The organism is Wohlfahrtiimonas sp. XWW7, assembly GCF_056716055.1.
The window spans coordinates 1870026-1892009 of the sequence record NZ_CP168032.1; the positions used below are offsets into that span (position 1 = coordinate 1870026).

17 protein-coding genes are annotated in these 21984 nt (G+C 37.9%); 4 read left to right on the forward strand and 13 right to left on the reverse strand.

What is annotated here, in order from left to right:
• Positions 1-46 precede the first annotated feature (46 nt).
• The 5 genes from rpoD to ACA100_RS08980 form a co-directional block, all read right to left on the reverse strand.
• A complete protein-coding gene (gene rpoD / locus ACA100_RS08960; protein WP_481077368.1) occupies positions 47-1930 on the reverse strand; it encodes an RNA polymerase sigma factor RpoD in 1884 nt (627 codons plus the stop codon).
• Positions 1931-2252: 322 nt separating this feature from the next.
• Positions 2253-3404 (reverse strand): anhydro-N-acetylmuramic acid kinase AnmK, encoded by a 1152-nt coding sequence (anmK, locus tag ACA100_RS08965; protein ID WP_481077369.1) that lies wholly within the window; start codon positions 3402-3404, stop codon positions 2253-2255.
• Positions 3405-3410: 6 nt separating this feature from the next.
• Entirely contained in the window at positions 3411-4313 is a 903-nt protein-coding gene (gene murQ, locus ACA100_RS08970) for an N-acetylmuramic acid 6-phosphate etherase (RefSeq protein ID WP_481077370.1), read from the reverse strand.
• A gap of 1 nt (position 4314) precedes the next feature.
• Positions 4315-4830 (reverse strand): hypothetical protein, encoded by a 516-nt coding sequence (locus ACA100_RS08975; RefSeq protein WP_481077371.1) that lies wholly within the window; start codon positions 4828-4830, stop codon positions 4315-4317.
• 25 nt (positions 4831-4855) lie between these two features.
• Positions 4856-5425: a TetR/AcrR family transcriptional regulator gene (locus ACA100_RS08980; RefSeq protein WP_481077372.1), complete on the reverse strand. Its 570-nt coding sequence runs from the start codon at positions 5423-5425 to the stop codon at positions 4856-4858.
• A 119-nt stretch (positions 5426-5544) separates the two neighbouring features.
• On the opposite strand from ACA100_RS08980, the gene ACA100_RS08985 reads away from it, so the two are divergent.
• Positions 5545-7005, forward strand: coding sequence for an MFS transporter (locus ACA100_RS08985; RefSeq protein WP_481077373.1), 1461 nt, complete (start codon positions 5545-5547; stop codon positions 7003-7005).
• Positions 7006-7130: 125 nt separating this feature from the next.
• Here ACA100_RS08985 and ACA100_RS08990 read toward each other — a convergent pair whose 3' ends face one another.
• Positions 7131-10613 carry a pyruvate carboxylase gene (locus tag ACA100_RS08990; protein ID WP_481077374.1) on the reverse strand — a complete coding sequence of 1161 codons (3483 nt, stop codon included), beginning with the start codon at positions 10611-10613 and terminating at the stop codon, positions 7131-7133.
• A 450-nt stretch (positions 10614-11063) separates the two neighbouring features.
• Here ACA100_RS08990 and ACA100_RS08995 point away from each other — a divergent pair, with 450 nt between their 5' ends.
• Both ACA100_RS08995 and ACA100_RS09000 read left to right on the forward strand, forming a co-directional pair.
• Positions 11064-11333 (forward strand): type II toxin-antitoxin system TacA family antitoxin, encoded by a 270-nt coding sequence (locus ACA100_RS08995; protein WP_481077375.1) that lies wholly within the window; start codon positions 11064-11066, stop codon positions 11331-11333.
• A 78-nt stretch (positions 11334-11411) separates the two neighbouring features.
• Positions 11412-11849, forward strand: coding sequence for a GNAT family N-acetyltransferase (locus ACA100_RS09000; protein WP_481077376.1), 438 nt, complete (start codon positions 11412-11414; stop codon positions 11847-11849).
• 25 nt (positions 11850-11874) lie between these two features.
• Here the strand turns inward: ACA100_RS09000 and ACA100_RS09005 are convergent, their stop codons facing one another.
• The 7 genes from ACA100_RS09005 to gpmI form a co-directional block, all read right to left on the reverse strand.
• Positions 11875-12123 carry a hypothetical protein gene (locus ACA100_RS09005; protein ID WP_481077377.1) on the reverse strand — a complete coding sequence of 83 codons (249 nt, stop codon included), beginning with the start codon at positions 12121-12123 and terminating at the stop codon, positions 11875-11877.
• Positions 12105-12329 (reverse strand): hypothetical protein, encoded by a 225-nt coding sequence (locus tag ACA100_RS09010; RefSeq protein ID WP_481077378.1) that lies wholly within the window; start codon positions 12327-12329, stop codon positions 12105-12107. The genes ACA100_RS09005 and ACA100_RS09010 overlap by 19 nt, the downstream gene beginning before the upstream one ends.
• A gap of 159 nt (positions 12330-12488) precedes the next feature.
• Positions 12489-13511, reverse strand: coding sequence for a branched-chain amino acid aminotransferase (locus tag ACA100_RS09015; RefSeq protein WP_481077379.1), 1023 nt, complete (start codon positions 13509-13511; stop codon positions 12489-12491).
• Positions 13512-13522: 11 nt separating this feature from the next.
• Entirely contained in the window at positions 13523-13966 is a 444-nt protein-coding gene (locus ACA100_RS09020) for a hypothetical protein (RefSeq protein WP_481077380.1), read from the reverse strand.
• A 33-nt stretch (positions 13967-13999) separates the two neighbouring features.
• Complete coding sequence (gene uvrA, locus ACA100_RS09025) at positions 14000-16819, reverse strand: excinuclease ABC subunit UvrA (protein ID WP_481077381.1); 2820 nt, start codon at positions 16817-16819, stop codon at positions 14000-14002.
• 63 nt (positions 16820-16882) lie between these two features.
• On the reverse strand, positions 16883-18247 hold the full coding sequence (locus ACA100_RS09030; RefSeq protein WP_481077382.1) for a S41 family peptidase: 1365 nt from the start codon (positions 18245-18247) through the stop codon (positions 16883-16885).
• A 28-nt stretch (positions 18248-18275) separates the two neighbouring features.
• The gene (gene gpmI / locus ACA100_RS09035) at positions 18276-19808 is read right to left on the reverse strand and encodes a 2,3-bisphosphoglycerate-independent phosphoglycerate mutase (protein WP_481077383.1); all 1533 of its coding nucleotides are present in this window, start codon (positions 19806-19808) and stop codon (positions 18276-18278) included.
• Positions 19809-19987: 179 nt separating this feature from the next.
• Here gpmI and ACA100_RS09040 point away from each other — a divergent pair, with 179 nt between their 5' ends.
• Complete coding sequence (locus tag ACA100_RS09040; protein ID WP_481077384.1) at positions 19988-21967, forward strand: PhoX family protein; 1980 nt, start codon at positions 19988-19990, stop codon at positions 21965-21967.
• The last annotated feature ends 17 nt before the right edge of the window (positions 21968-21984 follow it).

Genomic DNA, 21984 nt, shown 5'->3' on the forward strand with positions numbered 1-21984 from the left:
CTTAAATTAATTAAGAGGTTTTATTATATAAAGGTTTAAATAAAAATTATTCGTTATCCATGAAGCTACGCAAGCTTTCAGAACGGTTTGGATGACGCAATTTACGCAATGCTTTTGCTTCGATCTGACGAATACGCTCACGCGTTACATCAAATTGTTTACCAACTTCTTCTAAAGTATGATCTGTATTCATATCGATACCAAAACGCATACGCAATACTTTAGCTTCACGCGGTGTTAAGCTTTCCAATACTTCACGCGTTGCTTCACTTAAACCAACACTTGTTGCTGCTTCCAATGGTGAAACCATGCCAGTATCTTCAATGAAATCACCCAAGTGTGAATCTTCATCATCACCTACAGGGGTTTCCATGGAAATCGGCTCTTTAGCGATCTTCAATACTTTACGGATACGATCTTCAGGCAAGCCCATTGCTTCTGCTAACTCTTCTGGCGTTGCTTCACGTCCCATATCTTGTAACATTTGACGAGAAATACGATTCAATTTATTGATTGTTTCAATCATATGTACAGGAATACGGATTGTACGTGCCTGATCCGCAATTGAACGAGTGATTGCTTGACGAATCCACCATGTTGCATAGGTAGAAAATTTGAAACCACGACGATATTCAAATTTATCAACGGCTTTCATCAAACCAATGTTACCTTCTTGAATCAAATCTAAGAATTGCAAACCACGGTTCGTATATTTTTTCGCAATAGAGATTACCAAACGTAAGTTTGCTTCGATCATTTCACGCTTAGCACGTTTCGCTTTCGCTTCATTGATGGAGATTTCACGGTTGATATCTTTGATTGCATAAATTGATAAGCCTTGTGCTTTCTCAATTTGCAATAATGCATCTTGAATTTTGAACATTTCTTCTTTATTTTCAGCTAACGCTTTAGCATATTTAGCTTTACCAGAAGAAACTTCTTCAAACCATTCCTTATTCGTTTCATTACCAGGGAAGCCTCTAATGAAATCTTCTCGTGGCATTTTACTGATTGCGATACAAATTTTCATCGCTTTGCGCTCAAGCGGACGAATTTGATCAATCGTATCTTTCAACAAAGTCACCATATCTTCTTGCATTTTTGGTGCCAATCTAAATTCGATGAACTTAGATTTTAAACGCTCTTGAGCTTCTACAATTAAAGCTTCAGCATTCTTTTTACGCTTGTTAGCACGCAAAGCATCGATTTCAGCAATGATGGCCTTTAATTCAGCGATTTTTTCAGCGAATAATTCCTTATTTGGACCTGTTTCTGCGGCTGCACCGCTGCCACCTTCTGACTCTTCATCTTCTTCGATGTCATCAGCAGGCGCTTCATCATCAACAATTTCTAATTCTTCATCGTCTTTATCTTCAACGATTTCAGAATAGTAACTAGCATCAACAAAACCAGTCGCGATATCTGCTAAGCGCTGTTCTGTGCCTAAAGTTTCTTCATAGCGTTGAATTAATAAATCCACTGCAGGATAGAAATTTGCTAAATGTAAAAGAGCGCTGTTTAAACCTTCTTCGATACGGATCGCAATAGACTTTTCTTCATCGCGTGATAAAAGATCCACTGTACCCATTTCGCGCATATACATACGAACTGGATCCGTTGTACGACCAATTTCGCTGCTATCAATGTTAGCCAATACTGCTGCCGCTTCATCTACAGCATCATCATCAGAGCCAATAGAATCATTGGTTAATAATAAACTGTCCATATCGGGAGCTTCATCGCTAACTTTGATGCCCATTTCTGAAATCATAGAAATGATGCTTTCTATTTGTTCTGGATCTATGATGTCTTCAGGAAGGTGATCGTTGATTTCAGAATACGTCAAGTAACCTTGCTCCTTACCTTGAGCAATGAGTTCCTTAATACGTTCTTGTTGTTCTGTAACTGTTAAAGCAGTTTGCTTGCTCATATGTATCCGATAACCCCAATAATGTAAAAAACGCGCAATTTAATATTATACCATATTTAGATTCGTATAATAATGCTCAATACCATGTGCTATACAATGGCAATTTTTTTTGCATTCAACGCCAATTGCTAAATACGCAATTAATATTCATTTTGCGACTCTAACCTTTCCATATTTCTTTCTAAGCTTTTATTCAGTTCGACTTCCATTTGTTTTTTCTGCTCCACTGCATAGTGTTGGTTAGCAGACTCATTGTCGCTGCATGCTGTTAAAAGAAACATAGCCCCTATTATTAAGTATAAGAAATTTTTCACAATTTTGATCACCTATTTAAAATCCATGGATTTGGCGTGATATTGCCCAATATCATGGGCATTTTTGCGCCAGTCGCACTAATTAAATTGCTAGGACGACGATGTATGGTTTGGTTGCCCAAAATTGCAAATGCAATGGCCTCTTTTGCATCACTGCTAAGACCAATGTCTTCTTGTCTCTTAACAATTAAATTTGGTAGATTATAACGTAATCTATCCATTAAAAATTGATTATATGCACCGCCACCACCGACAATTACCTCATCTATCATTAACTTAGGTAAAATGAATTGTTGATAACTGTCTGCTATGCTCCAAGCTGTTAACTCAGTTAACGTATTGATAACATCCTGCGGCGATTGTGCATATTCTTCACAAATTTTGTTAACTCTATCTTCACCAAATAATTCTCTACCTGTTGCTTTAGGAGGTAACTCATTAAAATATGGGTCCGATTGTAATTTTTTCAATAGCTCAGGAATTATTTTTCCACTTTTTGCAATTTCACCATTGTGATCATAATCTTTTTTGTAAAAATATTGCATGGCAGCGTTGATCATCATATTGCCTGGACCAGTATCAAAGGCAAAGATTTCATCTTCTGTACAATGTTTAGGTAAAACTGTCACATTGCCGATTCCACCGATATTTTGTAATAGGCGATTTTTATGGGCATCACGAAATAGAATGTATTCTGTATAAGGCACTAAAGGCGCACCATTACCGCCAGCTGCCATATCCATCGCTCTAAAATTAGAAATCACTGTAGTTTTATGATCAAAAGCTAATTTTGAAGGATCACCAATTTGCAAAGTAGAATGTGTTAATCCATTGGTCGGATTCGGTAAATGATGAATCGTTTGCCCATGAATGGCGATGAATTCTAGCGGCGATTGAACGCTGAATTCTTCCAAAAATTGGGTAATTGCATTGCTATATAATTTCCCCAATTTAAAATTCAATGAACAGATCAGCGCAACATTTGACGTTTCAATATGACTTGCTGCTAAAATTTCAGCTTGAGTCACAGAATCATAAGGATAGCTTTTGTAATGAACCAATTCACAAGATGTTGTTTCATCAAAGCCTGTAATATCCACCAACGCGATATCAATACCATCCAACGATGTGCCAGACATTACGCCAATTGCATAAGCCATATTCAATTAATCCTTCAATGCTTCTGATAAACGTGATTGATTTGCTGCCAAAAGTTGAGTTGCTTGATCACAGTTAATAGATTTTAAATGCATTAAAATAGCTGTTTTTACGTGATTATTGGCATTATTCAATAAAACTTCAGCAGTTTCATCGTCAATATCCAAAATTGTGACGAGCATATTAATGGCGCGTTGGTGAAGTTTTTCGTTGGTTGGTTTAACATCCACCATCAAATTACCATATGTTTTACCAATTTTAACCATGCTGCACGTTGTGAGCATATTTAGCACCATTTTTTGTGCACTGCCTGATTTTAAACGAGTTGAGCCTGTAATGACCTCAGCGCCCACTAACACAGGAATTTTAATATGAGCAATATCAAACATAGGATTATGTTCTGTACATGCCAATGCGATTGTTTGAGCGCCTAAAGATTTAGCATATTCTAATCCAGCAATACAATATGGCGTTCTGCCAGAAGCGGCAATTGCACACAATACATCATTGTCATTGAACTGAATCTTTTGTAAATCTGTAATGATAGCTTCTCTATTATCTTCTGCATTTTCGACAGGATTTCTTAAAGCACGATCTCCGCCAGCAATGATGCCAATCACAGTTTCTTCACCGACCCCAAAAGTAGGTAAACATTCTGAAGCATCCAAAACGCCTAATCGACCAGATGTGCCAGCGCCAATATAAACTAATCGTCCACCTTTTAAAATTGCAGCTGCAATTGTATCAATGGCTGTAGCGATATGTTTTGTCACATTGGCAATAGCATTGATGACATTTTGATCTTCGTGATTCATTAATTGAACCATTTCTACTGTGCTCATCTGATCAATGTGAGTACTGAGATTATTTCGCTGTTCTGTCAGCAAGTTTTTAACAGAGTTTGATGCCATATTATTGTCTTTGTCCAAAAATGAGTTGTGCTTGTCGTGTGCATTTTTCTTGGGCTTTATCAGAACATTCATAAATTCTAATATAGAGTTTTCGAGTTTTAATGTATTCGCTTGGGTTTTTGCCTATAAAATAGTAAACAGGTAATCCATTAGCTTGCCTACGATCAAACCATGCCGCTTCAAATCCATTTAAATGATCAATCGTTTGTTCAAAAGTTTTAATGGGATCATCGAAATAAAAGGATAAATATCGAGTACCTTTATGAGCAGAGTATTCAAAAACTGATTGATTTGGATCACTTTCTAATGTGCGATCTGACTCATAATTTCGGCCAGATTTCGTAAAATTAACATTTAAATATTTTTCAGCATCTTCTAATGTATAACCTTTTTGATCCCCATTTTTAGCGACAGCTAAATGGAGGAAATTTTTCATATCATCCGTTAAGCTCTGTGCATCCACAATGATAGTCATTAACAGGATTGCACTGATGAAAATTTGGTAAAACTTTTTCATATGAATACCCAATATGCTGATGCTGTCATGATAACATTTTAATGAAAAGTGCGTAAAACCGCTCAGCTATCTCTTTTAATGCGTTAAAATCATCGCTTGGACATTCATCCAAAGCTAAATGCATACCATGATAAATTAATAAGGCTGCCAAATCTGGTGATGCTACATTCCAAGCATTCACATCATTCCCTTCTGCGATAAGATTTTCTAAAAATCGTACCACTATGGTTCGGTCTTGATGATCTTCTATGTGATGACTTTGGTGAAACAGTGCATCATGCTCTGCTTTATGATCATAATAATGTTGAATGCTGCCCATGCACCAAGCATGTATTTTGCCATGCCAATCACTACTTTTACATTGTGCAATGTAATCTGCCGTCAAAGTCATGAAGCCTCGCATATAGTTAGCACGCAAAGTTAAAATTAAATCATCCTTAGATTCAAAGTAATGATAAAAAGTTCCTTTGGCGATATTCACAGCTTTTACAATATCATTAACAGTGGTTTCTTTTTGGCCATGTTCTATAAAAAGTCTGAGTGATATTTCGAGAATTTCAGCATGTCTTTCATCATAAGTTTTTGTGACTTTCATGTTATTTCCTGCATTTAAACTGTTGCACATTGTACCTATAATTTAATTAAAAAGCACATTGACCGACGGTCAGTCGTTTTATACAATGCAATTCTTAATTTAAATAGGATCTGTTATTAATGAAATCTAAAGAAATCATCACCATGATTGCTGTATCTTTAGGCTCTTTTATGGTGACTTTGGACATCAGCATTGTTAATGTTGCGCTACCTGCGATACAAAATGATCTCAATTCATCCATTATTAATCTTCAATGGATTGTAGATGCTTACGCTCTTTCACTCTCTGCCCTGATATTATCTTCTGGTGTAATGAGCGATCGTTTTGGTAAAAAGCGTATTTGGATCATAGGCATTTCTGTATTTACATTAGGTTCGCTACTTTGTACCCTCGCTGTGAATAATATATGGTTAATCATAGGCAGAATTACACAAGGAATCGGAGGCGCAGCTTTAATTCCTGGTGCTATGTCGATCATTATGATGACATTTTCGGATCACCATATTCGCAATAAAATGGTGGGCATTTGGTCTTCCATCACAGCTATTGCGCTGATTGCTGGCCCAATATTTGGGGGATTTCTGGTGGATTATTTCGGTTGGTGGACAATATTCTCCATCAATCTTCCCATTGGTTTATTCGTGATTGGTTTAAGTATTTATGCCGTTCAGTCAGAACCACAAAACTGCTCTATCTCTTTAGATCCTATTGGGCAAGTACTCACAATTATCACGCTTGGAACATTAACCTTTGGTTTAATTGAATTATCTCAAGCCCCTTCTTTACTGTTCATCATCATGATTTTCTCTATGACTGCCTTCTCTTTAATTCTATTCATTCTATGGGAAAGACAAATTTCAGCGCCATTAATTTCATTATCATTATTTAAATCTTGGCAATTTTGCCGAAACAATCTTGCATCTTTTGTCATTGGGTTTGCCACATATAGTAATATCTTCTTTTTATCCCTTTATTTTCAAAATGCACAAGGATACAGTGCGGTAGAAACTGGCATTCGTTTAGCACCAGAATTCATTGCAATGGGAATATTTGCGATGAGTTATGGAAAACTCGCCAAAATCTTCGATACTGAACATTTAATTAGATTCGCTTTTATACTAATTTTCATCTCATCCATGATCATGGCATTCTTTACTCATAATACAAATTATCGAATCATTGCTATTACTATGTTTGTAATGGGAAGCGGCATGGGCATCGCAATCCCTGCCATTAGCTTATTAACATTAAAAGATGCAAATTCTAGCAATTTAGGCTCAATCTCCGCCATTATGAATGCTTTTAGGCAAACTGGTATGGCAACCTCTATCGCATTGCTCGGAGCTGTTATGTCATTCAGCGCAGTGCAACAATTAAAAATCCTACTTTCAGCAATGACAAACTACGAAAATGTGGCAAATAATATAATCACACAAGCCATCATTCCAAATGACTTGAATATACCCTTAACACAAATACAAGCTTCATGGGCTTATGGTTTTAATATGGCCATGGTTGGTGCTGCTATTTCGACAGTTATTGTGATCATTTGTTTATTAATTAAGGAAGATAAAACCTAATTCCTTTATTATTTTTTCAAAACGCATTGACTGATGGTCAGTCGGTTTATATCTATCAATAACGCATAAAAAAGCCATTGATTTTACTCAATGGCTTGCCAATTAAACTTTAAATTCAATGAAGATTATTCAATCACAACCAATAAATCTCCAGCTTCTACTGTATCACCAGCTTGAACATAAACATTTTTCACTACACCAATTTTTTCTGAACGTAGGATTGTTTCCATCTTCATCGCTTCCATTGTCAATAATGCATCACCTTCTTTCACATTATCGCCAACTTTGACGCGCATTAAACCAATCATGCCTGGCATTGGCGCACCAATCTGGTTTTTGTTTGCAGGATCAGCTTTTACACGTTTAGCACTGACACCTTCCAAACCTTTTTTCAAAGTTTTAAAGATACGTTGTTCACCATTTAACTCATAGAATACTTGACATTCACCTTTTGAATCAGGCTCAGAAACGACCAACATGCTGATCAAAAGATCTTTACCTTTTTCTAACTGTACAGAGAATACTTCATCTTCTGACATTGGATAGAAATAGTTCTTCGTTGGAATGATAGAAACATCACCATATTCATAGCGGAATTTTACAAAGTCACTGAATACTTTTGGATACATTACATATGATGCCAAATCAGTATCTGATACTTCATATTTAAATTTGTTCGTTAACTCAAAACGCAATGCATCAAAGTTAATTTCTGGCAATTGACTACCTGCATTCACAACTTCTGGTTGTTTACCTTGGAGAATTTTTTTCGTTAAATCCGCAGGTAAACCACCATTTGGAATCCCCAACTCACCGTTAAACAAACCCACAACTGATGCAGGAAATGCAATTTCACGTTCAGGATTTTTCACATCTTCCGCTGTTAGATTTTGCGTCACCATCATCAACGCCATATCGCCCACAACTTTAGAACTTGGCGTAACTTTTACAATATCACCAAATAACGTATTCACATCCGAATATGCTCTTGCCACTTCATCCCAGCGAGATTCTAAACCAATACTGCGAGCTTGTTCTTTTAAGTTCGTATATTGTCCGCCTGGCATTTCATGACGATAAACATCCGAAGTTCCTGAACGTACGCCCGATTCAAATGGCGCATATAATGAACGAACACCTTCAAAGTATGTAGAAATTTGAGTAATTGCGTCATAGTTCATTTTTGGATCACGATCTGTATGCTCTAAAGCACGTAAAATTGAGCCCATTGGTGGTTGACTTGTCAAACCTGAGAAGCTATCCATTGCGCTATCTACAGCATCTACGCCAGCTTCAATCGCCGCCAATACACTTGCACCAGAAATCCCTGAAGTATCATGCGTATGGAAATGAATAGGTAAACCCACCTCATTTTTCAATGCTGTCACTAACTCTTTTGCAGCCAATGGACGACATAAGCCCGCCATATCTTTAATTGCAATAATATGTGCGCCAGCTTTTTCTAACTCTTTCGCCAATTTAACATAGTATTCCAACTGATATTTAGGTCGTGCTGCATCATGAATATCCGATGTATAGCAAATCGCCGCTTCACACAACTTACCTGTATCAATTACTGAATCCATGCAGTAACGCATGTTATCAATGATATTCAATGAGTCAAATACGCGGAATAAATCAATGCCTTTTTTTGCAGCTTGTTCAACAAAGAACTTAATTGCATTGTTTGGATAGCTAGTATAACCGACACCATTTACACCACGAATCAACATTTGCAATAAAATGTTTGGCATTGCTTCGCGTAATTTTTCCAAACGCTCCCATGGATCTTCATTCAAAAAGCGCATTGCAACGTCAAATGTCGCACCGCCCCAACATTCCATAGAGAACATTTGTGGTAATAATTCTTGATAAGCTGGTGCAATTTTTAACAAATCATAACTACGAACACGCGTCGCAAACAGTGATTGATGCGCATCACGCATTGTCGTATCTGTGATCAAAACTTCTTTTTGTTTGAGCATCCAATCACTGAAACCTTTTGCACCCAATTCATCTAAAATGATTTTTGAGCCCTTAATATTTTGATCTTCTGTACGTGGTTTTACAGTTGGCAAAACTGGCGTCGCAAAATGTTTTGGAATTTCACGACCTTCTACTTCAGGATTACCATTCACTTGAACTTCAGATAAGAATTTCAAAAGATAACTTGCACGATCACGACGCACAGGGAATTGGAATAATGAAGGCGTTTCATCAATAAAACGCGTAATACATTCACCATTAATGAACAATGGATGATTGATCACATTTTCAACGAATAATAAGTTAGTTGCTAAGCCACGCACACGGAATTCACGCAATGCACGATCCATACGGTAAATCGCTTCTGCACTATTTCTACCCCAAGTTGTCACTTTCACTAACAATGAATCATAGTAAGGTGTAATGACAGCACCAGCATAAGCTGTACCACCATCCAATCGAATACCAAAACCTGCTGGCGAACGATAAGCATTGATTGTACCGTGATCAGGTACGAAACCATTGGCAGGATCTTCTGTTGTAATACGACATTGTAATGCTGCACCTGTCATTTCAATTTGATCTTGATGTGGCACTTCTAAAAGTTTGTCACCAATGCTTAAACCTTCTGCAATACCAATCTGCGCTTTAACAATATCAACACCTGTAATGGCTTCTGTCACTGTGTGTTCTACTTGAATACGAGGATTCACTTCAATAAAATAGAATTTTTGTGTATCTGCATCCATTAGGAATTCAACAGTACCCGCATTTTCATAGCCTGCTGTTTTACCAATTTGAACGGCATAACCACAAACTTCCGCACGCAATGCATCATCCAAATATGGTGCAGGTGCGCGTTCAACAACTTTTTGGTGACGACGTTGAACAGTACAATCACGCTCAAATAGGTGAACAATGTTACCAGCCTGATCACCTAAAATTTGAACTTCTACGTGACGAGCACGCACAACCAATTTTTCTAAATAAACTTCATCATTCCCGAAAGCTGCTTTAGCTTCACGACGTGCAACTTCAATCGCCTCTAACAACTTACTTTCATTTTCCACAACGCGCATACCGCGACCACCGCCGCCCCAGCTCGCTTTTAACATGACAGGATAGCCAATATCATCCGCAATTTTAAGCACCGCCGCATCATCATGAGGCAAAGGCTCTGATGCTGGCATGACAGGCACACCTGCTTTCACTGCCAAATTACGAGCGGAAACTTTGTTACCTAACAACTCTAGAATGCGTTGATCTGGGCCAACAAAAATAATGCCATTCTCTTTACATGCTTTTGCCAATTCTGGATTTTCAGCTAAGAAACCATAACCAGGATGAATTGCATCTGCACCTGCCTCTTTTGCAATACGAATAATATCTGCAATATCCAAATATGCTGCTAATGGTGGTTTGCCTAAACCCACCAAGTAACTTTCATCTGCTTTATAACGGTGAACAGCTTTAATATCCTGCTCAGAATAAATTGCCACAGTATTAATGCCTAACTCAGAAGCTGCACGCATAATGCGAATTGCAATTTCTGATCGGTTGGCTACTAATAATTTTTTGATCTTACGATCCAACTGTAGCTCAGATGCTGCTTGAATGTTCATAATTCATCCTCTAAAAGTGACTAGCTTAAAATTTCCTGCTGTACTTTTATAATGGAGTTCATAGAAAGATTCAATCCTCCCCCAAAGCTATTGACCAATCTCAATAACACAGTAGAACAGTCAAAAAGTAGTGACCATGTAGCGATCTTAATATTATTTACTACATTAAATATCAATAAGATAATCAATATAGTGTTGATAAAAAAATGGTAGTATATGCAAATTTATAGAAACTACATAAATTTTAGAAGATATAGATGCGAAACAAAATTGCGTAAAACAATCATTAATAGCATTTAAATTCTGCATATTTTTTAGCTATTGCTCAAAACAAGAGCGGATCAATTTTAAGAAATAACTTCAAAGCAATATCTAAAATTATTTATGTACGGCAATTTTCCGTATGATAAAATACCACATACATCCATACAAGTTAAAAAGGAGGTAATCATGACTGCAAAAACTGAACGCGTAGAAGCTCGTTTCTTACCAGAAGTTAAGCAATTAGCTGAACGTGCAGCATTAGCAAATGGCATGACATTGACAGATTATCTAGCAAAATTGGTTCGTGAAGATGCACCGAAAACATTAAGCGCTTATTCTGAAATTCAATTAACTAATCAGCAATTTGATCAATTCATGCAAGCATGCCAAGCAACACAAAAACCAAGTAAAGCAATTTTAGATGCCGCAAAACGATTAGATGAAGAGGGTTTTTAATTGAAACTCTGCCAAGCTTTTGTCCCTATCGATAAAGATAAACATTTAATTAAAGGATTTAATTGTGGCAAATCTGAAATGAATGAATTTTTAGTAAGATTTGCCATTAAACATCATAAAGCAGGCTTAAGTAGCACTTATGTTTTGCCAATTGATGATCCATCTACTGATAAAGTTGATATTGCTGCCTATTACACACTTGCTGTATCGACCATCATTAAAGAATATCTTCCTACAACTCAAAGCTTACCCAAATATCCAATCCCAATGGCATTATTAGCACGATTAGCAATAGACAAGAGTTTTCAAGGGCAACATTTAGGCTCGAAAACGCTCATTTATGCATTAAGACACGCTGTACGTTTATGTGACTCAGGCTTGCCTGTATTTGGCTTAATATTGGATGTACTAGATCAAGATGCCCTAGCCTTTTATCAGAAATTTGATTTCTTCCAACCTTTAACAAATAATCCTATGAGATTATTTGTTTCAATGTCATCATTGCGCCAAATATAAAATTTTATTGAATCCTTGTCGCAAATCACTTCCAGCCTTTCTCTATAATAGTTATCTCATGTGGCGTATCCAAAGGCATCTCTTTTGGAATATATATTTTTGGAACCAAATAATAATTTCCTTTTTTTAATTCTGTATTCCATGGGGTTTTATCCCATTTTGCATCAAGGATAACCATGTCTGAATTATTAGCATCTCCCCACCACTTACCATAAGTTTTAATAACCATCACTTCATTAAGATCTCCTTTTTTATTTACAGAGTAGATAGCCATTGACCCAAATATCTTTTTTCCCATTCAGGTTTCAAATCTTTTTGTAAGAAAGAAACCCCAAATATAAATGCTCTATTGTTATGAGCAGTGAAATATTCATTTTTTGTTTGTAATAAATGGAAATTATTTTTATCTATTTCTAATGAGTCTGCAAAACTTAACTGATATAACATCATAGATAAACACAGCATAATTAATTTAACCATGATAAATCCTTATTTTTATATTAATTGCTTATTTATAAATACAGCGCTTTATAATTATACTATTTATATCTAAAAGGATATTGGTAAATAACAAAAAACCGACAAATATGCCGGTTTTCATGATCGGGATTTATTATAACTTAAAGTTATATTTAAGCATTAAACCTTAACAATCCAGCCTTCTGGCGCTTCAATATCACCAAATTGAATGCCAACTAACTCGTTATAAAGCTTCGTTGTGATTGGACCAACTTCTGTTTCACTGTAGAACACGTGGAATTTATCTTGCGTTTGAATGCCACCAATTGGAGAGATGACAGCTGCTGTACCACATGCGCCAGCTTCCACAAATTGATCCAACTCTGATAAATAAACATCACCTTCAATTGCTTCCATACCTAAACGCTCTTTCGCAATATGCAATAAAGAATATTTAGTAATACTTGGCAAAATGGATGGAGAAATTGGCGTGATGAACTTATTATCCGCTGTGATACCAAAGAAGTTAGCAGAACCCACTTCTTCGATCTTCGTATGAGTTGCAGGATCTAAATAGATACAATCTGAGAAATTACGCTCATGCGCTTCGTAACCTGGCAATAAACTCGCTGCATAGTTACCGCCAACTTTAGATGCGCCTGTGCCCATTGGCGCTGCACGATCATAATCAGAAATGATAAAGTTCGTTGGCACCAAACCGCCTTTGAAATATGGCCCAACTGGCATACAAAATGCAGTAAAAATAAATTCTGGCGCAGGTCTTACGCCAATATTTGCACCCACGCCAATATACAATGGGCGAATATACAAAGAAGCACCTGTACCATAAGGTGGCACATAAGCTTCATTCGCACGTACTACTTCTTTGATCGCTTCCACAAACATCTCTTCAGGAATTTGTGGCATACGCAGACGGCGGGCACTGTCATTCATTCTGCGTGCATTTTCATATGGGCGGAATAATTGAATGCTACCATCTTTTGTACGATAAGCTTTCATACCTTCAAAACATTGCTGACCATAATGCAAGGCTGTTGAACCTTCGTGAATATGAAGATTAGGATCTTCCGTCAATTCACCTTTCTGCCAAGCGCCATCCACATGCTTTGCTAAAAAGCGAAAAGGTGTTTGAATGTAATCAAAACCTAAATTTTTCCAATCAATATCTACTGTTTGAGACATGTTTATGATCCTTATAGACTATATTGAGGAAGATCATCATCAAATGTTTGATCATCTAAACTATCAATAATATTAACCTCGCCGATCATTGCACCAATATCAGTGAATACAAGCGCATTAATATGCTTAATGTATTTCTCAAGTTCCGCATAATGAATGCGTAAATTTTTCTGAATGGCATCAACACTACGCAGCTTCGCAACATTATCTTCAATTTCATTAAATGTTTTACCGTATTGCGCACCTTCGATCAAAATTGCATTACACATAATGTATTCAGGCTCAAAGCTCACAAAACCAAAACCGATCAGATAATATTTATCCATATCAATCTTATGTTCACGGCATAATGCAGCAAGGCTTGCAATTCTACCTTCCCAATCAATCTCAATTTGTCCGACCAAATCACTGTATTTTGTTTTTATTGCTGGTTTAGTAATAGGGAATTTTTTCATATTTTCTCTTCTTTATCCATTTGAATGGCAATGTTATGGTAAAAAATCTTTTAAAAAACGTCCTGTAGCGCTTTTCGGATTATTGGCGATATCTTCTGGCGTTCCTTCACCAATTATCATACCTCCTTTATAACCGCCTTCTGGACCTAAATCAACAATCCAATCAGCTGTTTTAATCACATCTAGATTATGCTCAATGATTACAATAGTATTGCCTTGATCACGCAAAGTATTAATCACCGTTAATAATTGTGCAATGTCATGGAAATGCAAACCTGTTGTTGGCTCATCTAAAATGTATAAAGTTTTACCAGTATCGCGTTTAGATAATTCACGAGATAATTTCACGCGCTGCGCTTCACCGCCTGATAATGTCGTAGCATTTTGCCCAAGCGTAATATAACTTAAACCCACATCCATTAAGGTAGATAATCGACGATGAATCACAGGAATTGCAGAGAAAAATTCACATGCATCTTCCACGGTCATATCTAATACTTCGCTGATATTTTTGCCTTTATACTGAATGTCCAAAGTTTCGCGGTTATAGCGTTTACCTTTACACACATCACATAATACATAAACATCTGGCAAGAAATGCATTTCAACTTTAATTAAACCATCACCTTGGCAAGCTTCACAGCGTCCACCTTTCACGTTAAAGCTGAATCTCCCCGCAGTATAACCACGCGCACGAGATTCTGCTGTACCTGCAAAGAGTTCTCGAATTGGTGTAAATAAACCTGTATAAGTTGCAGGGTTCGATCTTGGCGTTCTACCAATTGGGCTTTGATCAATGTTGATCACTTTATCAATGTGTTCTAAACCTGTGATTTCTTTGACGGGTGTAACTTCTTGGCTGGCACGATTTAGAGCATTGGCAGTAAACGGATACAACGTATCATTCACTAAAGTAGATTTACCTGAACCTGAAACGCCCGTCACACATGTTAATAAGCCCACAGGAATATTCACACTCACATCTTTTAAGTTATTGCCTGTTGCACCAATGATGGACAATTGCTTGTCAGGATCATTTTGAGCGCGCTCTTTCGGCACAGCAATCTCTTTTTTCTTCGATAAATATTGCCCTGTTAAAGATTCAGGTACAGCCATGATCTCTTTCACATTGCCTTTAGCCACAACTTCACCGCCATGAACGCCAGCGCCTGGGCCAATATCCACAACATAATCGGCTGCACGAATGGCATCTTCATCATGTTCAACCACAATCACAGTGTTACCTAAATCACGTAAATGAATCAAAGTTTTTAATAAGCGTTCATTATCACGTTGATGCAAGCCGATCGAAGGTTCATCCAATACATACATTACGCCCACTAAACCTGCACCGATTTGTGATGCCAAGCGAATACGCTGTGCTTCACCACCCGATAATGTTTCCGCTGAGCGAGATAGATTCAAATAATCCAAACCAACATTCACCAAGAAACCTAATCGCTCGTTAATTTCTTTCAAAATTTTATCAGCAATTTCAGCTTTTGCGCCTGTTAATGTCAAAGTAGATGACCAATTCAAAGCATCATCAATGGACATGGATGTTACTTGATTAATGGCATGATCATGGATCAATACATTGCGCGCAGACTCATTTAAACGCGCACCTTTACATGCTGCACAAGGGCAAGATGTTAAATATTTTGCCAACTCTTCACGCATACTTTGCGAATCTGTTTCGTGATAACGGCGATCTAAATTCGGTAAAATTCCTTCAAATGCATGTGTTCTTTTAACAACTTTGCCATTAGAGCCATAATATTCAAAGTCGATTTCTTCTTTACCACTGCCATTTAATACAACATTCTGAATATTTTCAGGCAATTCTCTGAATGGTACTTCAGGATCGAATTTATAATGCTTTGCCAATGACAATATCATTGAATAGTAATAAAAAGCTTTTTTATCCCAACCACGCACAGCGCCAGTTGCTAAAGATAATTCATCACTCGTGATCACTTTTGTGGGATCAAAAAATTGGCTCACACCTAAACCATCGCACGATGGACAAGCGCCCGTTGGATTATTGAATGAGAATAATCTTGGCTCTAACTCAGGCAATGAAAATCCACATTCTGGGCAAGCATAGTTTGCAGAGAATTGGAGCATGATGGATGGATCATTCATATCCACCGCATAAACTAAACCTGATGATAATGTTAACGCTGTTTCCATCGATTCAGCCAAGCGCTGTGCAATATCAGGGCGCACTTTAAAGCGATCAATCACCACTTCAATGCTATGCTTTTGCTTAGGATTAATTTCAGGTAACTCATCGATTTCATAAACTTCGCCATCAATTCTAATGCGCAAATAACCTTGTGATTTTAAGCCTTCGATTAATTTAACATGTTCACCTTTGCGATCACGGATCACAGGCGCTAATAACATGATGCGAGAATCTTCAGGCAGATTCAAAACTTGATCCACCATTTGGCTCACAGTTTGTGCATGCAAAGCTAAATGATGAGTTGGGCAATGAGGTGTACCAATTCGCGCAAATAATAGGCGCAAATAATCATAAATTTCTGTCACTGTTCCCACGGTAGAACGTGGATTATGGGAAGTTGATTTCTGTTCAATTGAAATCGCTGGCGATAAACCTTCAATGTGATCCACATCTGGTTTATCCATCATCGATAAGAATTGGCGAGCATAAGCGGATAACGATTCAACGTAACGTCTTTGTCCTTCAGCATACAAAGTATCAAATGCCAAAGAAGATTTACCAGAACCTGATAACCCTGTAATCACAATGAGTTTATTGCGAGGTAAGGTTAAACTGATATTTTTTAAATTGTGCGTGCGTGCACCTTGAACCGTAATATTTTCCATGCTTACTCTCAAAAAGAACACTCCCAATGAAGGGAGTGATCAAATGGTAATGATTGATATTAATTATTGAATGGGGTTATCTTTCACAAAAATCAAACTTTTCAATAAATTCAATGCTTCATACAATTGATTATCAGAAACAGCCAAATCACGTGCTTTTGCAGATTGCGAAAAAGTTGTAATGGTTTGCTCAGTATCTGAACCTTTATTCAAATGCTTTGCTAAATTCTCTTCACGAATGAAACTAGAATTTTTCTCTGAGTCCACATTTAAAGACAATAACTCAATATTGGGTGAAATGCCTTCACCTTGAATCGAGCGACCTTCTGGCGTGTAATACAATGCCGTTGTATATTTCATGCCTTGACCTTCAGCCAAATTCACAACTGATTGCACAGAGCCTTTACCAAAACTCTTTTCACCTGCAACAACGCCACGGCGCTGATCTTGAATCGCCCCAGCCACAATTTCAGAAGCCGATGCTGAACCACCATTGATCAACACAACTAATGGTGCACCTGCCAAAACATCACCAGGATTTGCCACAAAATCGATGCGAGAAGCAGGATCACGACCTTGCGTATAAACGATCAATCCTGATTCTAAAAATAGATCAGAAATCTCAACGGCTTGATCTAAAACACCACCTGGATTATTACGCAGATCCAAAATCAAACCTTTCACTGCTGACTTCTTAGCACTGGCTTGTTTATTCAACTCCATGATGGCATTTTTCATCTCTTCTGCTGAACGCTCTTGGAATTGACTCAAACGAATATAACCAAACTCATTATCAATTAACTCACTTTTAATGCTTTCAGTTTTAATCACATCACGCACGACAGGAATTGTTAATGGCGAACGCTCACTCTCACGAATGATCGTCAATACAACTTCAGTGCCAGGATCACCCTTCAGCATATCCACAGCTTTTGCGACATCAATAGATTGCACAGCAGTCGAATCAATCTTAATGATTAAATCACCCGCTTTAATTCCTGCTTTTTTTGCAGGTGAACCATCCATCGGCGCAATAATGCGAATTAAACCATCTTCGCTCACGACCTCAACACCTAAACCTGCAAAAGATCCTGTTGTCACCTCTTGTACGCGCTTATAAGATTCAGCATCATAAAATTCAGAATGAGGATCCAAACCACTTAACATGCCCTTAATGGCATTGTTCACTAACGTTTCCTCTGTCACATCTTCCACATAATTGGCACGCAGCTGCTCAAATACATTGACGAATAATAACAATTGCTGCACAGGTAAGTTTTCTACAGCAGCTTCATCCATAGTCTCTGCGCCAATCACTGGCACTGTGACTTTAGGCTGATCAATCGTCAATGCCATACTTTCGCTATTGGCAAAAGAAACCAAAGACAACAGCGCAATGGTTAGTAAGGATTTCTGAACCTTTCTCATCCTGAATTTCTCCGTTTATTAATCGTAATTATTTGAAATGGATTAAGTTATGTCCTGTCATTTCTGCTGGTTGTTCAACACCTAATAAATGCAAAATCGTTGGCGCGATATCTTTCAAAGCACCATCTGGCGACAATACAGCAGGACGACCTAAATAAATGAATGGTACAGGGCCAGTTGTATGCGCGGTATGAGGCTGATTAGTTTTATCATCCCATGTTAATTCAGCATTACCATGATCCGCTGTCACTAATAATTCTCCGCCCACTTCCAATACAGCATCATAAACTCTGCCCATACAATCATCCACTGTTTCTACAGCTGTTACGATCGCATCAAAAACGCCTGTATGACCAACCATATCAGGATTTGCAAAGTTACAAATGATCACATCAAATTTTTGAGATAAAATTGCTTCCACTAAGTTATCTGCAACTTCTGGCGCGCTCATTTCTGGTTGAAGATCATAAGTCGCCACTTTGGGTGAATTCACCAAAATACGTCCTTCGCCTTCAAACACTTGCTCTCGGCCACCATTGAAGAAAAATGTCACATGAGGATATTTCTCAGTTTCAGCCAAGCGCAATTGCGTTAAATTATGTTTCGCCAATACTTCACCCAAACCATTCACCAATGATTGTGGTGGAAATGCAATCTCTGCATGAATCGTATCTTTATACAGAGTCAAACAAACATAATGGGATAATTTCGGACGATATTTAGGGACAAAGCCTTCAAAATCATCTTCTGTGAATGGATAAGTGATTTCACGCGCACGATCAGAACGGAAGTTCATGAACATCACAGCATCGCCATCTTCCATTTTAACAGCTTCACCGATCACTGTTGCTTTCACGAATTCATCGTTTTCATTGCGATCATAAGCAGCTTTTAAGCCTTCCATTGCAGAGTTTGCATGAAATTCACCTTGACCTTGGCTCAATAAATCATAAGCTTGCTCAACACGCTCCCAACGGTTATCGCGATCCATTGCATAATAACGACCAATGATCGTTGCAATGCGACCGACTTTTGTATCTGCAAATACCGCTTCAGCTCTGTCAATGTAAGTTTCTGCCGAGCGCGGTGGCGTATCACGACCATCCAAGAATGCATGTAGATAAATCTTTGTTAAGCCCATTTCTGCAGCAACTTTGATCAAACCATGAATATGAGATTCATCTGCATGCACGCCGCCATCTGATAACAAACCAAAAATATGCAATGCTTTACCACTTGCCTTTAAATCATTCAAAGTTTTCACAACAACAGGATTATTCGCAAATTCACCCTCTTCAAATGCTTTTGAAATTCGAGTTAAATCTTGATAAACAACGCGACCTGCACCGATATTAATGTGACCGACTTCTGAGTTACCCATTTGTCCATCAGGTAAACCTACAGCTAAACCAGATGTTTTGAGCAATGTACAAGCACCTACAGTTTTAAACTCTTCAAAGTTCGGTGTTTCAGCTGCCATCACAGCATTGTGTTTCATATCTGTGCGATAGCCCCAGCCATCTAAAATACATAGAACAACAGGTTTTGGCGCTTTATCCATGGTAGATTCCTTTTGCTTAAGCATTCAAATCAATAAAATTCAATCATTATAATGAATTATCCCTCGGCTTTCAGGATTCATTTGCCTATAAAGTGCTCTGTCATAAAACTGCCACATATTTACAGTATTCTCTGCATCAATCAGATTCACAACTTAGTTTATCGTAGGAGATAATGATCATGGGAAGACCTAAAGCCGTTTATTTGAAAAATGATAAAGGTGAAGACATCAGCAACCAAACAGATAATCCTGTTTTTTCTGAAATCTTAGAAAAGCCGCTATCTCGTCGCACAATGTTAAGCACAGCTGGCATGGGCGCTGGTTTATTAGGTTTATTCAGTTTGCCATTGGCAAATATTGCAAAAGCAGTTGCACCTGCTGCAACTGCAAATAAGCCTTTGGATAAAAATGAATTGATTCGCTTTAAAGCTGTACCTTTCTCTACGAAAGATGACATCGTAGTACCTGAAGGCTATGAAGCTAAAGTATTTTATCGTTGGGGTGATCCTGTTGGCTTAAATAACAACATGCCTGAGTTCAAATTAGATGCATCCAATACAGCAGATGATCAAGCTGCTCAAGCAGGTATGCACCATGATGGCATGGCTTATTTCCCAATCAAAGACGCAACAAAATCCACCAATGGCTTATTGGTGATGAACCATGAATATGTGGACAATGGCTTATTATTCACAGATGGAGATCAAAACTGGTCATTGGATAAAGTTCGCAAGAGCCAAAATGCAATGGGTATTTCAGTGATTGAAGTACAAAAAGATGGCAATGAATGGAAAGTGGTTCGCCCTTCTAAATTTGCACGTAGAATCACGCCTTATACAGAAATGGCGATTGAAGGCCCTGCAAAAGGCAATGATTTAATGAAAACTGCCGCTGATCCAAAAGGTGAAGTTGTATTCGGTACAATGCAAAACTGTGCAAATGGCGAAACGCCTTGGGGCACATATTTAACCTGTGAAGAAAACTGGTCTGATATTTTTGTTAAAAAAGCTGCGCCTAATGATTTAGAAAAGCGTTATGGCATTGCAAACAATGATGGCGTTTATCGCTGGAATGAATTTGATGATCGATTCAATGTCGATAAAACGCCCAATGAACCTAATCGTTTTGGCTGGGTTGTGGAAATTGATCCAACAGATCCAACATCTAAACCAATTAAACACACAGCTTTAGGTCGCTTCAAACATGAAGGCGCTGAAATTGTGATTGCTTCTACTGGCGAAGTCGTGGCTTACATGGGAGACGATCAACGCTTTGAATACATCTATAAATTTGTATCCAATGGTAAGTTTGATCCAGCAAAAGGCAAAGCAAACAGCAAACTATTGGATGACGGTACATTATATGTGGCGCGCTTCAATGAAGATGGTACAGGTGAATGGATTCCATTAGTATTTGGCCAAAATGGTTTAACGAAAGCGAATGGCTTCAATAACCAAGGTGACGTTGTCATCAATGCACGTAAAGCGGCTGATTTAGCTAATGCAACTAAGATGGACCGCCCTGAATGGATCTCTGCAAATCCATTAGTACCAGGTTCTATTTACTGTACATTAACTAACAATAAAAACCGTGGTAAAGATGGTTATCCTGACATTGATGCAGCCAATCCTCGCGCCAATAACTTATTTGGTCACATCATCCATTGGGATGAAAAAGATGGTAACTCTGCATCTAAAGACTTCAATTGGGATATCTTAGTTTTAGCAGGTAAAGATAAAACTCAAGATCGTAACCACTTAGCCAATAACCGCGGCGACTTATTCGGTAGCCCAGATGGTTTGAAATTTGATCACAATGGCTTGTTATGGATTCAAACGGACGTTTCTTCTTCTACTTTGAATCAAAAAGAGTATGAAGGCATGGGCAACAACCAAATGTTGGTGGTTGATCCTGAAGAAGGTTACTTCAAGCGCTTCTTAACAGGTCCAAATGGTGCAGAAGTTACTGGTATTGCATTCACACCAGATAACAAAACAATGTTCATCAACATTCAGCATCCAGGTGAACCTGGTGATGGAAATTCTGATCATAATAATCCAAACCAGTTCTCAAGCTGGCCTGATCACAATGCAAAAGGTCGCCCCCGCGCCTCTACTGTTGTGATTCAACGCACTGACAATGGCATAATCGGCTTATAAGAACAAAAACCTCGTGG

Coding starts and splice junctions, on each gene's coding strand:
- ACA100_RS09040 (WP_481077384.1), top strand. CDS start 19,988: ATGGGAAGACCTAAAGCCGTTTATTTGAAAAATGATAAAGGTGAAGAC.
- ACA100_RS09015 (WP_481077379.1), bottom strand. CDS start 13,511: ATGTCTCAAACAGTAGATATTGATTGGAAAAATTTAGGTTTTGATTAC.
- ACA100_RS08990 (WP_481077374.1), bottom strand. CDS start 10,613: ATGAACATTCAAGCAGCATCTGAGCTACAGTTGGATCGTAAGATCAAA.
- ACA100_RS09010 (WP_481077378.1), bottom strand. CDS start 12,329: ATGGTTAAATTAATTATGCTGTGTTTATCTATGATGTTATATCAGTTA.
- anmK (WP_481077369.1), bottom strand. CDS start 3,404: ATGGCTTATGCAATTGGCGTAATGTCTGGCACATCGTTGGATGGTATT.
- murQ (WP_481077370.1), bottom strand. CDS start 4,313: ATGGCATCAAACTCTGTTAAAAACTTGCTGACAGAACAGCGAAATAAT.
- ACA100_RS09005 (WP_481077377.1), bottom strand. CDS start 12,123: ATGGCTATCTACTCTGTAAATAAAAAAGGAGATCTTAATGAAGTGATG.
- ACA100_RS09020 (WP_481077380.1), bottom strand. CDS start 13,966: ATGAAAAAATTCCCTATTACTAAACCAGCAATAAAAACAAAATACAGT.
- uvrA (WP_481077381.1), bottom strand. CDS start 16,819: ATGGAAAATATTACGGTTCAAGGTGCACGCACGCACAATTTAAAAAAT.
- ACA100_RS08985 (WP_481077373.1), top strand. CDS start 5,545: ATGAAATCTAAAGAAATCATCACCATGATTGCTGTATCTTTAGGCTCT.
- rpoD (WP_481077368.1), bottom strand. CDS start 1,930: ATGAGCAAGCAAACTGCTTTAACAGTTACAGAACAACAAGAACGTATT.
- ACA100_RS08995 (WP_481077375.1), top strand. CDS start 11,064: ATGACTGCAAAAACTGAACGCGTAGAAGCTCGTTTCTTACCAGAAGTT.
- gpmI (WP_481077383.1), bottom strand. CDS start 19,808: ATGGATAAAGCGCCAAAACCTGTTGTTCTATGTATTTTAGATGGCTGG.
- ACA100_RS08975 (WP_481077371.1), bottom strand. CDS start 4,830: ATGAAAAAGTTTTACCAAATTTTCATCAGTGCAATCCTGTTAATGACT.
- ACA100_RS09000 (WP_481077376.1), top strand. CDS start 11,412: ATGAATGAATTTTTAGTAAGATTTGCCATTAAACATCATAAAGCAGGC.
- ACA100_RS08980 (WP_481077372.1), bottom strand. CDS start 5,425: ATGAAAGTCACAAAAACTTATGATGAAAGACATGCTGAAATTCTCGAA.
- ACA100_RS09030 (WP_481077382.1), bottom strand. CDS start 18,247: ATGAGAAAGGTTCAGAAATCCTTACTAACCATTGCGCTGTTGTCTTTG.